Raw genomic sequence first — 13,486 nt, forward strand, 5'->3', positions numbered from 1 at the left:
GGCGTCCCCCACCCCCTACCCCTCCCCTGAAGGGGAGGGGCTATGTTTAGCGAGATCGCGCTTCCCCTGCCCGCCTTCGCCCCCTATTTCGCATCCATGCGCAAACACATCCTCATCATCCTCGCGATCGTCGTCCTGGTTGCAGGCGGCGTCCTCTGGTGGGTGCTCCAGCCCGAACCCGCTCAACTTTCGCTCAGCGCGGTCGAGGGTGACCGCCCGACCATCTCCGCCCCGCGCGAGCAGACGATCCCCACGGTCAAGGTCGCCGATGCGATCGGCTGGAAGAACGGCGCGACGCCCGTTGCCGCGGCCGGCCTGAAGGTCGCCGCCTTCGCCACCGGGCTCGATCATCCGCGCTGGCTCTACCGTCTGCCCAATGGCGACGTGCTCGTCGCCGAGACCAATTCCCCGCCGCGCGCGACCAAGGGCGTTGCCGACGTCGTGATGGGCTATCTGATGAACAAGGGCGGCGCCGGCGTGGCCTCGCCCAACCGCATCACGCTGCTCCGCGACACCAATGGCGACGGCGTGGCCGAAACGCGCACCGTGCTGATCTCCGGCCTCAACTCTCCCACCGGCATGGCGCTGCTCGACGGCCAGCTCTACATCGCCGACACCGATGCGCTGGTCCGCGTGCCCTTCACGCCGGGCCAGACCAAGATCACCGCCAAGCCCGAAAAGGTCATCCCGCTCGTCGGCGGCGGCAATCACTGGGCGCGCACCCTGCTCGCCGGGCCCGACGGGCTGCTCTATGTCGGCGTCGGTTCGTCGAGCAACATCGCCGACAACGGCCTCGACGCCGAGAAATACCGCGCCAACATCCTCCAGGTCGATCCCAAGGCGAAGAATTTCCGCGTGTTCGGCGCTAGGCTTCGCAACCCGCAGGGCATGGCGTTCGAGCCCAAATCGGGCGCTTTGTGGGTCGCGGTCAACGAGCGCGACATGCTCGGCTCGGACATCGTCCCCGATTACATCACGCGCGTCGGGCTCGGCGACAATTTCGGCTGGCCCTGGTATTATTGGGGCGGCTATCCCGATGCGCGCGTGAAGCCTGAAAACCCCGCGCTGCAGGAATATTCCAAGCGCCCCGATTACGCGATGGGCCCGCACGTCGCGGCGCTCGGCCTGACCTTCGCAGCCGACGCCAAGCTCGGCAGCAAGTTCGCCAACGGCGCGTTCGTCGGCGAGCACGGCTCGTGGAACCGCGTGCCGGTGTCGGGCTACAAGGTCGCGTTCGTGCCGTTCGGTGCCACCGGCTTCCCGGTCAAGGGCAGCAAGCCGGTCGACGTGCTGACGGGCTTCCTCAACGCCAAGGGCGAAGCGCAGGGGCGGCCGGTCGGGGTCATCACCGACCAGGCCGGCGCGCTGCTGGTCGCGGACGATGTCGGCAACACGATCTGGCGGGTGAGCGCGAAGTAGGCGCTGTCCCAGCCCCTTCTTTTTCTAGCCCTCTCCCGCCCTTCGCGGGAGAGGGTTGGGTGAGGGCCTTCTTCTGCCTGCGAAGCCCAAAAGGAAGGCCCTCACCGACTACGACTAGGGCCGCGCTGAAGAAGCGCGACCCAAGTCTCCGTAGCCTCTCCCGCATGCGGGAGAGGGAGGCGTTGTCCCCTACTCCAGCATCTTCGGCGCTTCTTTCGCCAGCTTCGCCTTAATCTTGTCGGCAAACAACCGCAGGAAGATCGGCAGATCGATCTCGGCGCGCACCTTCGCATCCCCCACCGTCAACCGGCTCGCAACCCGCTGGCCGAGCGCCGCGACGGTGAAGTGCATCGTGTCGCCCTCCCAGCGATGATCGACCGACGTCGCGCCGGGCACCATCTCGACGATCTTGCCGACCCCGCCCTCGACGCGCGCGCGCGCGCACGCCAGACCGAGCTTGTGCGGAATTTCGAGGGTGATCGGGTCGCTCATCACAAATCCTTCATGTCGCGAAGATCATCGCGTCATCGGCAAACGCCTTGAACTCGAGCGCGTTGCCCGAGGGGTCATAAAAGAACATCGTCGCCTGCTCGCCCGGCTGCCCGACGAAGCGCAGATGCGGCGCGATCCCGAAGCGCGTGCCGGCCGCGGTGAGCCGACGGCTGAGCGCCTGCCAGTCGGGCATCGTCAGCACGACGCCGAAATGCGGTACCGGCACGTCATGCCCATCGACCGGGTTCGAGACCGCGACGGGCTTCGCGGCCGGGTCGAGATGCGCGACGATCTGGTGGCCATAGAGATCGAAATCGATCCACGCGTCGGAGGAGCGCCCTTCGGTGCAGCCGAGCGTCTCGCCATAAAAGGCGCGCGCCGCGGCGAGGTCATGGACCGGGAAAGCGAGGTGAAAAGGACGTGTCATATGTGAGCCCTACCAAATCCTCCCCCGCAGGGGGAGGGGGACCATTTTGCCTCTTCCGGTAAAATGGTGGAGGGGGCGTGCCGCGGGCGCACCGCTCGGGGCGGGCCCCCTCCACCACCAGCCTGAAGAAGGCTGGCGGTCCCCCTCCCCCGCTGCGCGAGGGAGGATTGAAGGCTGGCGTTGCGTTGCTCCGCCGATCCCGCGATAGCCGCACGCGATGACCCAACGCCCCGCGCTCTTCTCGTTCCTGCTCGGCGGAATCGCCGCGGTCGGCTTCGCGCCGCTTGGGCTGTGGCCCGTCACGCTCGGCTGTCTCGCCGCATGGATGCTGCTCGTCCACCAGGCGCCGACCCGCAAAGCGGCGCTATGGCGCGGCTGGCTGTTCGGCTTTTCGCATTTCGCGATCGGCAATAACTGGATCGCCAAGGCGTTCAGCTTTCAGGACGCGATGCCGCATGCGCTCGGGTCGATCGCACCGGCGTTGCTCGCGCTCTACCTCGCGATCTTCCCGATGCTCGCCGCAACCGTGGCGTGGAAGCTGCGCCGCCCGGTGATCGACGCAAGCTATGTTCTGATCTTCGCCACCGCCTGGATCGCGACCGAATATCTGCGCGGCACGCTGTTCACCGGCTATCCGTGGAACCCGCTGTCCGAGATCTGGCTGCCGCTCAGGCATGTTAGCAGCCTTCTATCCTGGGTTGGCACATATGCCATGAGTGGCCTTGCAGTGCTCTACGCAGGTGCGCTCCTAATTTTGATCTCGCGCTGGAGGACTGCCAAGTTTGGATGGACCGGCGTTGCGCTGGTAATGTTCAGCGCGGTACTCACCATTTTCTCGTTTTCCGCCCCTACCGCGGCACCCAGCGCCGCCACCGCGCCACGCATCCGCGTCGTCCAGCCCAATGCCGCCGACGAACAGCGCCCGCGCGACGATTATGCCGAAACCAACCTCCAGGCGCTCGTCAGGCTCAGCGGCAAGCCCGGCCCCGCCCCACGGCTGGTCGTCTGGCCCGAGGGCGCGCTGCGCTACCTGCCCGAAAGCGGCTATCCCTTCCAATATTATGCCGAAACCCCCGGGACCGTCCGCCGCCGCATCGCCGCGGTGCTCGGCCCGCGCGATGTCGTGCTGACCGGCGGCAACGCGCTCAATTTCGATGCCGCCGACGCCATCACCAGCGCGACCAATTCGATCTTCGCGATCGATGCGCGCGCCCGCATCCTCGGCCGCTACGACAAGGCGCACCTCGTCCCGTTCGGCGAATATCTCCCCGCGCGCCCGCTGCTCTCGGCGATCGGCCTGTCGCGGCTCGTCCCCGGCGATTTCGACTTCGCCCCCGGCCATGGCGCCGACGGGCTCGATCTGCCCGCCTTCGGCCGCGTCGGTTTCCAGCTGTGCTACGAAATCATCTTCTCGGGCGAAGTCGTCCAGTCCGGCCACCGCCCCGCCTTGCTGTTCCAGCCGTCGAACGACAGCTGGTACGGCTATTGGGGCCAGTCCGAACATCTGGCGCAAGCGCGGATGCGCGCGATCGAGGAAGGGCTGCCCGTCATCCGGGCAACCCCGACCGGCATTTCGGCGATCATCGACGCGCACGGCCGCATCCTCGCGTCGATCCCGGCGAACACCGCTGGCGCGATCGAACTGCCGATCCCGCGGGCGGCGCCCCCCACCCTGTTCGCGCGCGTCGGCAATGCGATGGCGTTCCTGATCGGGATCATGCTTGCCCTTTCGGCATTTGCATTGCGCCGTTTGGCGCGATAGGGCGTCATATAAGGAAAGCTTTATATCAGGCATGGCAACGGCCGAAGCTCTCCTCAACATGAGGATCTCACGCATGCGTTCCAATTTTCTCTTCACCTCCGAGTCGGTCTCCGAAGGCCATCCCGACAAGGTCGCCGACCAGATTAGCGACACCGTCGTCGATCTGTTCCTCGGCAAGGACCCCTATGCGCGCATCGCGTGCGAGACGCTGACCACCACCAACCTCGTCGTCCTCGCGGGCGAAATCCGCTGCAAGGGCGTGTACGAGAATGGCGAGTGGGCCGATGGCGCGCTCGCCGAGATCGAGGCCGCCGTCCGCAACACCGTCAAGGAAATCGGCTACGAGCAGTCGGGTTTCCACTGGGAAACCTTCGCGTTCCACAACAATCTCCACGGCCAGTCGGCGGAGATCGCGATGGGCGTCGATGAAGGCGCGAACAAGGACGAAGGCGCCGGCGACCAGGGCATAATGTTCGGTTACGCGACCGACGAGACCCCGGGCCTGATGCCCGCGACGCTCTATTACAGCCACAAGATCCTCGAGCGCCTCGCCGCCGACCGCCACTCGGGCGCAGCGCCCTTCCTCGAGCCCGACGCCAAGAGCCAGGTCACGCTCGAATATGAGAATGAGGTGCCGGTCCGCGCGACCGCGCTCGTCGTCTCGACGCAGCACAAGGCGGGCTATTGCCTGCAGGGCGACAACGCCAATCCGGCGCTGTACGAAGAGCTGCGCGCCTATGTCAGCGGCGTGATGCACGACGTCCTTCCAGAGGGCTTCATCAGCGACAAGACCGCGATCTACATCAACCCGACGGGCGCGTTCGAAATCGGCGGCCCTGACGGCGACGCGGGCGTCACCGGGCGCAAGATCATCGTCGACACCTACGGCGGCGCGGCTCCGCACGGCGGCGGCGCCTTCTCGGGCAAGGATCCGACCAAGGTCGATCGCTCGGCTGCCTATGTCGCGCGCTACATGGCGAAGAACGTCGTCGCCGCCGGCCTTGCGCGGCGCTGCACGATCCAGCTGTCGTACGCGATCGGCATCGCCGAGCCGCTGTCGCTCTATGTCGACCTGCACGGCACGGGCACCGTTCCCGAAGCCAAGATCGAGGAAGTGCTGCCCAAGCTCGTTCGCCTGACTCCGAAGGGCATCCGCGAGCACCTCAAGCTCAACGCGCCGATCTACAAGCGCACCGCAGCCTATGGCCATTTCGGGCGCGAGCCCGATGCCGATGGCTTCACCTGGGAAAAGACCGATCTGGTCGACGCGCTTAAGAGCGCCGTCGCCGCCTGATCGAATGCCGAGCGTGGGCTGGTCCCGCGCTCGGCGCCCTCGTTACGGCCGGGTGGCCGAGAAGACCGACGGATCGAACCGCGCCGGCAGAGCGCGCGGCGTCGCATCGGGCATGACCTGCGCGGCCTGGGTCGCCTCGGGCCGCACGGTGAAGCGCAGATCGTCGGCGAGATAGGCGATGATCGGCGAGTCGGCCGGCAGCCGCCCGCTCGTGCCGTGAATGAACATCATCGGCCACGACACGAACAGCGCGCCGCCGATCGCGAGCACGCCCTGCCCCGTCCCCTGCCGCGCCGAGCGGCCCGAAATGCGCACCGGCCCCAATGGGGTCTGCACATAATCGAGCCGCACATCGAGCTGGCCGCGCTTGCCGAAATGGCCGTTGCGCTCGGACCGCATGACTTCGCCGACCGCGATCGATCCGACCGGCACCACCACCTGGCCATGATAGACCAGCGGTTCTGCCACTTCGAGATAGAAGCGATCGCCCGAATGCGCTTCCTTGGTGTTGAGTTCGGTGCGCGTCGTCAGCTGCAGCGGCATTCCCATCGGGAAATAGGCCGAAGGCCCCGTCGCCGCCGCCGGCGCGGCCCATTGCACGCTATATTGCGCCGCCGCGAGCGACGGAATGCAGGTGGCGAGCGCAAGGCTTGCCCAATATGTCAGCTTCATGTCACGCCCCTTTTGTATCGATTAAGGGCCATGAGTATTTCGTTCGGTTTTACCGGCACTTACGAATTTAAATGAAGGTTTCGTTAAGGACGGCGGCTCAGCGCGCGCGTTTGAACAAGCGGACCAAGGCAGGCTCGGCCGCCCGGATGATCAGGCTCGTCGCCTTCTGCGCGACGAAGCCGACCGCAGCCCCGGCGACGGTATCGAGGATGTAATGCTTGCCCCGCGGCATCTGCACCGCCGCGACCCCCGCCGCCGCCGCATAGGCCGGGGCTAGCGCGCCCGGCACGTCCTGCGCGATCGCACCCGCCACCGCGACCGCGCCGGCGGTGTGGCCCGACGGAAACGACGTATCGCCATGCGCTTCGCTCTTACCCGGCGCGAAGTGATGCTTGCCCGTCTCGATCGCCTTTTGCGGGCGCGTGCGGTCGATCGAGCGTTTGATGCCATTTTTGATCGCGGTGGCGAGCACTTCGCTCGCCAGCATCCGCACACCGTTGCGGATCACTGTCGGGCGGCGCAGCACGGCACCGACGACGATCGTCCCGACGCCGAGCAGCAGCAACGGCGGCTGGTCGGCGACTTCGCTCGCCGCCCCCGCCAGCTTGACCGCGGGCGTGTCGCGATGCGCAGCGGCGCGGTGCGTGGCCTTGCGATCGGCGCGGGCGATCTTCCGCGCGGCCTTGGCGATCTTGCTCATGTCCCAATTCCCCATCTGTCGCACGCCCAACGCCGCGGGCAGCCGATTGGCTCCGCCCGCCTCAGGCGCCTTCTTCCTGCACCTGCGCATGCGCGAGCACCGCGAACAAGCCCGCCCCGCCGAACAGATTGCCGAGCACCGCGGGAACCAGGAACGCGAGCGCCTGCCCCCCGCCGATCTTGCCCGAAAAGAGCAGCAGGAAGGTCTCGCTCGACCCGACCACCGAATGGCTGAACCCGCCGATCGCGACGACATAGACGATCCCGAACACCACGAGAAACGCCTGTTCGCGCGCATTGGGCAAGGTCCAGGCGACGATCGCGATCAGGAAACCAGCCGGCACGGCGTTGATGAAGGTATCGAGCACGCCGTGCTCGGTGATCTTCATCGACACCTCAAGCATCGCGCCGCGCATCGCGGGATCGCCGAGCTCGAGCGTCGCAAACGCCCAGGCAACGAGCGCGGTCCCCAGCAGATTGCTCCCCAGCACCACCCCCCACAGCCGCAAGGTACGCCCAAGCGCAGCCCATGACGGCTCGGTCACGAGCGGCAGCATCGCGGTCACCGTGCTCTCGGTGAACAGCTGCATCCGCCCGAGGATCACCATCAGGAAGCCGATCGGATAGCCGATCGCGATCAGCAGCGGGCGCGCCGGCGACGGCGCGGTATGCGCCGCGATGGCCGCCTCGGCGATCAGCGAGGCGTTGATCGCCAAGCCCCCCGCCAGCCCCGACCAGAACAGCGAGGTGATCGGCCGGTCGAGCTCCTCCTGCCCCTCCTCGCGCACCGCGCGGTGCAGCTCGCGCGCATTGGCGGCCTTCAGTTCCTCAACGTCGCCGCCATCGGTATTCTCTTGGTTGGTGTCCGCCATCGCGCCTGTCACATCGTTGAAGCGGTGTAACGACCGCAACGGGACTTTGCTCCGTACGCTGCGCCCGCTAGAGGCTGCGCGGATGACCGATCCGATGACGACCCGCCGCCTCTATGGCCGCCGCCAGGGGCACAAGCTCCGTCTGGGCCAGGCCGATTTGGTCGAGCGCCTGCTCCCCGAAATCAGCGTCCCCGAAGAAGGCCCGCTCGACGCCGTGACGCTGTTCGGCAAGGACTGCCCGCTCGAGGTCGAGATCGGCTTCGGCGCGGGCGAGCATCTCGCCGGCCAGGCGATGGCGCGGCGCGAGACCGGCTTCATCGGCTGCGAGCCGTTCCTCAACGGCGTCGTCGGCGCGCTGGCCCATGTCCGCGACGAAGAGCTCGACAATGTGCGTATCCACATGGGCGATGCGCTCGACGTGCTCGAGCGGCTGCCCGACGCATCGCTGTCGCGCGTCTATCTGCTCCACCCCGATCCGTGGCGCAAAGCGCGCCACGCCAAGCGGCGGATGGTCAATCACGGCCCGCTCGACCTGATCGCGGCAAAGCTCAAGCCCGGCGCCGAATTCCGCCTCGGCACTGACGATCCGACCTATTGCCGCTGGGCGATGATGGTGCTCGGCCAACGCCGCGATTTCGTGTGGAGTGCGCAAACGGCCGCCGATTTCCTGACGCGACCCGAAGACTGGCCGGAGACGCGCTACGAACGCAAGGCCCGCCGCCAGGGACGCGAGGTCTGGTACTTCCGGTATATCTATCAGCCGGTCGCGTAGCCGCTCCCCTCGTCGCGCTGGGCGCACGCCGCACGAGCAATAGCGGAACCCTTGGTCCGCTTGCCTCGTTCGACCTGAATCTTCCCAGCCCCCGAGGGGAAATCCGACCGTGTCCAAATTCCGGCGCCTGCTGGCGACCGCGTTAAGCTGCTGCCTCTTTTCGAGCACGAGTGCGATCGCGCAATCCTGCCCCGCGGGCGGGTTCGATTACATGGGCGTGCCGATCGCGTTCAGCCCGGATCACGCGGCCTATTATTTCGCGACCGACCACAAGCTCGTCGATGCCGATGGCGCGCCCAACGCCTACCACCCCTCCGACGTGCCCAACACCTGCCCCGAGACGGGCCGCGGGATCGATTGCCTCGCCGCGGCGGGCTATCCTGACGGGTCGTGGTGGCAGACCGTGCTCGTCGGCGATCCCGCCGACCCGACCCGGCCCGCGATCCAGCAGGACGGGCCGTACAAGGGTTTCTTCGTCTCGATGACGTCGCTGCGGAATACCGAATTCGCCGGGCCCGCGAGCACCGCCAGCTATGTCGACGCCGCCGCGATCCCCTACATCGTGCTCCCGGCCCCGATCTATCGCACCGACGGCATGGGCGAGATGGGCGATATCGGCTTCGCGACCAACCTCGACACCGGCCGCACCACGCCCTTCGTCATCGCCGACGAAGGCCCGGTCGAGCGGCTCGGCGAGGCGTCGGTCGCGTTCTGGCACGCGCTGGGCGTCCAGGCGCCCAACCCGCGCAACGGCGAGGGGTTGCCCGACGGGCGGATCGCCTATGTCGTCTTCCCGGGGAGCGGCAAGGACGCCAAGATCGGCTGGCCGATCGACAAGGCCGCGCTCACGCGCGAAGCCCGCACCCGTCTCGACGCGGTCGGCGGCCTCGCCGCGCTCCGATCATGCGCGCAACCGACGACCGAGATCGCCTCGGTATCGGCAGTGCGGCTCAGCAAATGATCGCGGCGCTGTCGCTGGCTTTGGCGTTGGCCACCCCCGCCCCGACACCGTCGCACGCCAAGGCCTGGACGCCGCACTCCGCCGCCGCCCTGCTCGACGCGAGCTTCCCGAGCGAGCAGGTCTGCCAGACCGCGCTCGACGCGGCGCGCGAGCATGAGCGGCTGACACCTTCCAAGCCGGTCCATAATCTCAGCTACGCACGGCTGTTCGCGCAGGCGCGCTGCGGCAGCGCAACGCACACTAATGGCGTCATCTGGCGAATCCGGATGCACTGGCCGCGGCGCCCGTGAGATCGCGCGATCGGACGACCGATCGCTGCGACGACCAAGACCCAATATCTCGAACCGGGCGGACCCGAATTCCGAAGCGCGCGTTTACCTCGCCGAACCGCAGGGGTCTGACATGCACTTCACCATCAATGGAACGGCCTATACTGCCGAACCCGACATTCGAACCTCGCTGCTCGATCTGCTGCGCGAGCATCTTGGGCTGACCGGCTCGAAAAAGGGCTGCGATCACGGCCAGTGCGGCGCCTGCACCGTGCTGGTCAACGGCCGCCGTATCAACAGCTGCCTGTCGCTCGCCGTAATGCACCAGGACGACGAGATCACCACGATTGAAGGCCTCGGCACGCCCGAGGATCTCCACCCGCTGCAAGCTGCGTTCGTCAAGCATGACGGCTATCAGTGCGGCTATTGCACGCCGGGCCAGATCTGCTCGGCGGTCGGGATGCTCGACGAGGTCAAGAAGGGCTGGCCGAGCCATGTGAGCGAGACGCTCGGCGACGTCGAGTTCAACGACGGTGAAATCTCCGAGCGGATGAGCGGCAACCTCTGCCGCTGCGCCGCCTATCCCAACATCGTCGACGCGATCCGCGACGTGGCGGAGGCCAAGGCATGAAGACCTTCACCTACGAAAAGCCCGCAAGCGTCGAGGAAGCCGTCGGCTTTGTCGGCGAGGGCACGCGCTTCATCGCGGGCGGCACCAATTTGCTCGACCTGATGAAGCTGCAGGTCGAGACGCCCGACAAGCTCGTCGACATCAGCCGGCTCAATCTTGCCAAGATCGAGGACACCGACGCCGGTGGCCTGCTGATCGGTGCACTCGTGCCGAACAGCGATCTCGCCGCCGATACGCGCGTGCGCGAAAAGTACGAAGTGCTCAGCCGCGCCTTGCTCGCGGGCGCCTCGGGCCAGCTGCGCAACAAGGCGACGACCGGCGGCAATCTGCTCCAGCGGACGCGCTGCTATTATTTCTACGACCCCGCCATGCCATGCAACAAGCGCGCACCCGGCAGCGGCTGCTCGGCGATCGGCGGGTACAATCGCATCCTCGCGATCCTCGGCACCAGCGAGTCGTGCATCGCCACGCACCCCGGCGACATGCCCGTCGCGATGCGCGCGCTCGACGCGACGATCATCACGCTCACCCCGGGCGGCGACCGCCGCCGGATCAGCATCCACGATTTCTATCGCCTCCCCGGCGACACCCCCGAGATCGAAACCGTGCTCGAACCCGGCGAGCTGATCACGCATGTCGAACTGCCCGCCCCCGTCGCCGGCAAGCAGCTCTACCGCAAGGTCCGCGACCGCGCGTCCTACGCGTTCGCGCTCGTCTCGGTCGCAGGCCTCGTCTCGATCGAGAACGGCACGATCGCCACCGCGCAGCTCGCCTTTGGCGGGCTCGGGCCGATGCCGTGGCGCGATAGCCGCGTCGAGGAATCGCTGATCGGCAAGGCGCCGTCCGACGAAATCTTCGCGGCGGCGGCAGACATACTGCTTGCCAATGCACAGGGCTATGGGTCGAACGACTTCAAGATCCCGCTGATGAAACGCACGCTGATCGCGTGCCTGCGTGAGTTGACCGCATGAGCAACACCAACAGCCTCAAGATGGACAAGCCCGTCCCCGCCAGCCTGCTCGACAGCGGCAGCCAGGGGATCATCGGCCGCCCGCTCGACCGCAAGGAAGGCCCGCTCAAGGTCACCGGCCAGGCGACCTATTCGGCCGAGTACCAGATCCCGAACCTCGCCTACGGCTATCTCGTCGGCACCAAGTTCGGGCGCGGCAAAGTCACCAACGTCGATGCCGACAGCGTGCGCGCGATCCCCGGCGTGATCGACGTCGTCACCGACTTCAAGACCTTCCTGCAGAACTCGCAGCAGGGCGGCGAAACCAGCGCGCCGACGCAAGGCGTGCAGGACGTCCACTATTTCGGCGAGATCGTCGCGATCGTGCTCGCCGAAAGCTATGAGGCCGCGCGCGACGCCGGCATTCGCATCAAGGTCGAATACGAAGAAGCCGAAGGCCGCTTCGATTTCGAGGCCCACAAGGACGAAACCACCAAGCCGCCGCCCAACAACATCCCCGCGCACTTCAAGCAGGGCGATGTCGAAAAGGCGATGGCGGACGCCGCGACCTCGGTCGACGTCACCTACACCACGCCGAGCCAGAACAGCTCGGCGATGGAGCCGCACGCCTCGATCGCGGTGTGGGACGAAGACGGCGCGCTGACGCTCTACGGCTCGTACCAGATGCCGACCTCGGACAAGACCCAGCTCGCCAAGTCGCTCGGCGTCAAAGACAAGAAGGTCCGGATCATCGCGCCGTATATCGGCGGCGGGTTCGGCTCGAAGCTCGGCATCGCGCCTGAGTCGGTCGCCGCCGCGGTGGCTGCCAAGCAGCTCGGCCGCCCGGTCAAAGCCGTGATGACGCGCCCGCAGGTGTTCGAAACCACCGTCCGCCGCTCGAACACCGAGCAACGCGTGCGCTTCTCGGTCGATGGCGAGGGCAAGCTCACCGGCGTCGGTCACGAGACGCTGACGAGCAACCTGCCCGGCGAAGGCTTTTTCGAGCCGACCGGCATCGGCACGCATTTCGCCTATTCGGGCGAGAACCGGCTGATCAACCATGATCTGGTCGAACTCGACTGGCTGCTGTCGGGCTCGATGCGCGCGCCAGGCGAAGCGGTCGGCATGATGGCGACCGAGGCCGCGCTCGACGAACTGTGCCACAAGCTGGGCGTCGATCCGATCGACTTCTGGAAGCAGAACGAGCCGAGCGAAGACCCCGAGGAGAAGATCCCCTTCTCGACGCGCCAGCTCGTCCGCTGCCTCGAAGAGGGCGCCGAAAGCTTCGGCTGGTCGAAGCGCAACGCGACGCCAGGCCAGGTGCGCGACGGCGAATGGATGATCGGCATGGGCGTGGCGGCTGCGGTGCGCACCAATATGCTGATGGAATCCTCGGCCAAGGTCGCGATCGACGCGAACGGTCGCGCGACCGTCAGCTCGGCGATGACCGACATCGGCACCGGGAGCTACACGATCCTCGGCCAGATCGCCGGCGAACTGCTCGGGCTTCCGCTCGATCAGGTCAGCGTCGTGCTCGGCGATACCGACCTGCCCGATGCGGCGGGTTCGGGCGGGTCGTGGGGCGCGGGTTCGAGCGGCTCGGCGGTCTATCTCGCGTGCGAGATGCTGCGCGAGAAGCTCGCCAAGGCGATGGGCTGCGACCCCGAGACGCTGACGCTCAAGGACGGCCAGGCGATCGCCGACAACCGCCAGGTTTCGCTCGGCTCGCTCGTCGGCGACGGGATCGAGGCGATCGGCTCGATCGCGCCCGGCAAGATGGAGAAGGACCGCAAGCAGTCGAGCTATGGCGCGCATTTCGTCGAGGTCGGCGTCAACGCGACCACGGGCGAGGTCCGTGTCCGGCGGATGCTCGGCGTGTTCGCGGCAGGCCGTATCCTCAACGCGAAGACCGCGCGCTCGCAATGCCTCGGCGGGATGACCTTCGGGATCGGTGCGGCGCTGACCGAGGACCTCGTCCACGATCCGCGCAACGGCAAGTTGGTGAACCACGATCTCGGCGAATATCATGTGCCGGTGAATGCCGACGTGCCGCAGATCGAGGTCCATTTCCTCGAAGAGCGCGATCAGTTCGCCAACCCCATCCACGCCAAGGGGATCGGTGAGCTCGGCATTTCGGGCTGCGGCGCGGCGATCGGCAATGCGGTGTTCAACGCAACGGGGATCCGTGTGCGCGACTATCCGATCACGGTCGACAAGCTGCTGGATCAATTGCCGCCGGTCTAACCACACCCCACGACCGTCACCCC

At 66.8% G+C, this 13,486-nt stretch carries 14 protein-coding genes; 9 read left to right on the forward strand and 5 right to left on the reverse strand.

Going from position 1 to position 13,486, the window contains the following annotated elements:
* The first annotated feature begins 96 nt into the window (after positions 1 to 96).
* The gene (locus EAH76_RS18135) at positions 97 to 1,419 is read left to right on the forward strand and encodes a PQQ-dependent sugar dehydrogenase (protein ID WP_140851679.1); all 1,323 of its coding nucleotides are present in this window, start codon (positions 97 to 99) and stop codon (positions 1,417 to 1,419) included.
* 189 nt (positions 1,420 to 1,608) lie between these two features.
* Here the strand turns inward: EAH76_RS18135 and EAH76_RS18140 are convergent, their stop codons facing one another.
* Both EAH76_RS18140 and EAH76_RS18145 read right to left on the reverse strand, forming a co-directional pair.
* On the reverse strand, positions 1,609 to 1,911 hold the full coding sequence (locus EAH76_RS18140; protein WP_140851680.1) for a polyhydroxyalkanoic acid system family protein: 303 nt from the start codon (positions 1,909 to 1,911) through the stop codon (positions 1,609 to 1,611).
* A 10-nt stretch (positions 1,912 to 1,921) separates the two neighbouring features.
* The gene (locus EAH76_RS18145; protein WP_140851681.1) at positions 1,922 to 2,338 is read right to left on the reverse strand and encodes a VOC family protein; all 417 of its coding nucleotides are present in this window, start codon (positions 2,336 to 2,338) and stop codon (positions 1,922 to 1,924) included.
* Between the two features lie 217 nt (positions 2,339 to 2,555).
* On the opposite strand from EAH76_RS18145, the gene lnt reads away from it, so the two are divergent.
* Positions 2,556 to 4,100, forward strand: coding sequence for an apolipoprotein N-acyltransferase (gene lnt / locus EAH76_RS18150; protein WP_140851682.1), 1,545 nt, complete (start codon positions 2,556 to 2,558; stop codon positions 4,098 to 4,100).
* Between the two features lie 73 nt (positions 4,101 to 4,173).
* Entirely contained in the window at positions 4,174 to 5,394 is a 1,221-nt protein-coding gene (metK, locus tag EAH76_RS18155; protein WP_140851683.1) for a methionine adenosyltransferase, read from the forward strand.
* Between the two features lie 42 nt (positions 5,395 to 5,436).
* Here the strand turns inward: metK and EAH76_RS18160 are convergent, their stop codons facing one another.
* The 3 genes from EAH76_RS18160 to EAH76_RS18170 form a co-directional block, all read right to left on the reverse strand.
* The gene (locus EAH76_RS18160) at positions 5,437 to 6,066 is read right to left on the reverse strand and encodes a hypothetical protein (RefSeq protein ID WP_140851684.1); all 630 of its coding nucleotides are present in this window, start codon (positions 6,064 to 6,066) and stop codon (positions 5,437 to 5,439) included.
* Between the two features lie 97 nt (positions 6,067 to 6,163).
* Positions 6,164 to 6,766: a phosphatase PAP2 family protein gene (locus tag EAH76_RS18165; RefSeq protein WP_140851685.1), complete on the reverse strand. Its 603-nt coding sequence runs from the start codon at positions 6,764 to 6,766 to the stop codon at positions 6,164 to 6,166.
* A gap of 61 nt (positions 6,767 to 6,827) precedes the next feature.
* A complete protein-coding gene (locus EAH76_RS18170) occupies positions 6,828 to 7,637 on the reverse strand; it encodes a formate/nitrite transporter family protein (protein ID WP_140851751.1) in 810 nt (269 codons plus the stop codon).
* Between the two features lie 82 nt (positions 7,638 to 7,719).
* On the opposite strand from EAH76_RS18170, the gene trmB reads away from it, so the two are divergent.
* The 6 genes from trmB (at position 7,720) to EAH76_RS18200 (ending at position 13,463) form a co-directional block, all read left to right on the forward strand.
* A complete protein-coding gene (trmB, locus tag EAH76_RS18175; RefSeq protein ID WP_140851686.1) occupies positions 7,720 to 8,409 on the forward strand; it encodes a tRNA (guanine(46)-N(7))-methyltransferase TrmB in 690 nt (229 codons plus the stop codon).
* 109 nt (positions 8,410 to 8,518) lie between these two features.
* On the forward strand, positions 8,519 to 9,370 hold the full coding sequence (locus EAH76_RS18180) for a glycoside hydrolase family 75 protein (RefSeq protein ID WP_140851687.1): 852 nt from the start codon (positions 8,519 to 8,521) through the stop codon (positions 9,368 to 9,370).
* Positions 9,367 to 9,660, forward strand: coding sequence for a hypothetical protein (locus EAH76_RS18185; protein WP_140851688.1), 294 nt, complete (start codon positions 9,367 to 9,369; stop codon positions 9,658 to 9,660). The genes EAH76_RS18180 and EAH76_RS18185 overlap by 4 nt, the downstream gene beginning before the upstream one ends.
* Before the next feature lie 112 nt (positions 9,661 to 9,772).
* A complete protein-coding gene (locus EAH76_RS18190) occupies positions 9,773 to 10,270 on the forward strand; it encodes a 2Fe-2S iron-sulfur cluster-binding protein (protein ID WP_140851689.1) in 498 nt (165 codons plus the stop codon).
* Positions 10,267 to 11,241, forward strand: a complete 975-nt coding sequence (locus EAH76_RS18195) for an FAD binding domain-containing protein (RefSeq protein WP_140851690.1) — start codon at positions 10,267 to 10,269, stop codon at positions 11,239 to 11,241. The genes EAH76_RS18190 and EAH76_RS18195 overlap by 4 nt, the downstream gene beginning before the upstream one ends.
* Positions 11,238 to 13,463: a xanthine dehydrogenase family protein molybdopterin-binding subunit gene (locus tag EAH76_RS18200; protein WP_140851691.1), complete on the forward strand. Its 2,226-nt coding sequence runs from the start codon at positions 11,238 to 11,240 to the stop codon at positions 13,461 to 13,463. The genes EAH76_RS18195 and EAH76_RS18200 overlap by 4 nt, the downstream gene beginning before the upstream one ends.
* Positions 13,464 to 13,486: the final 23 nt, after the last annotated feature.

This window comes from Sphingomonas glacialis, assembly GCF_006439055.1.
Lineage (GTDB): Bacteria > Pseudomonadota > Alphaproteobacteria > Sphingomonadales > Sphingomonadaceae > Sphingomonas > Sphingomonas glacialis_A.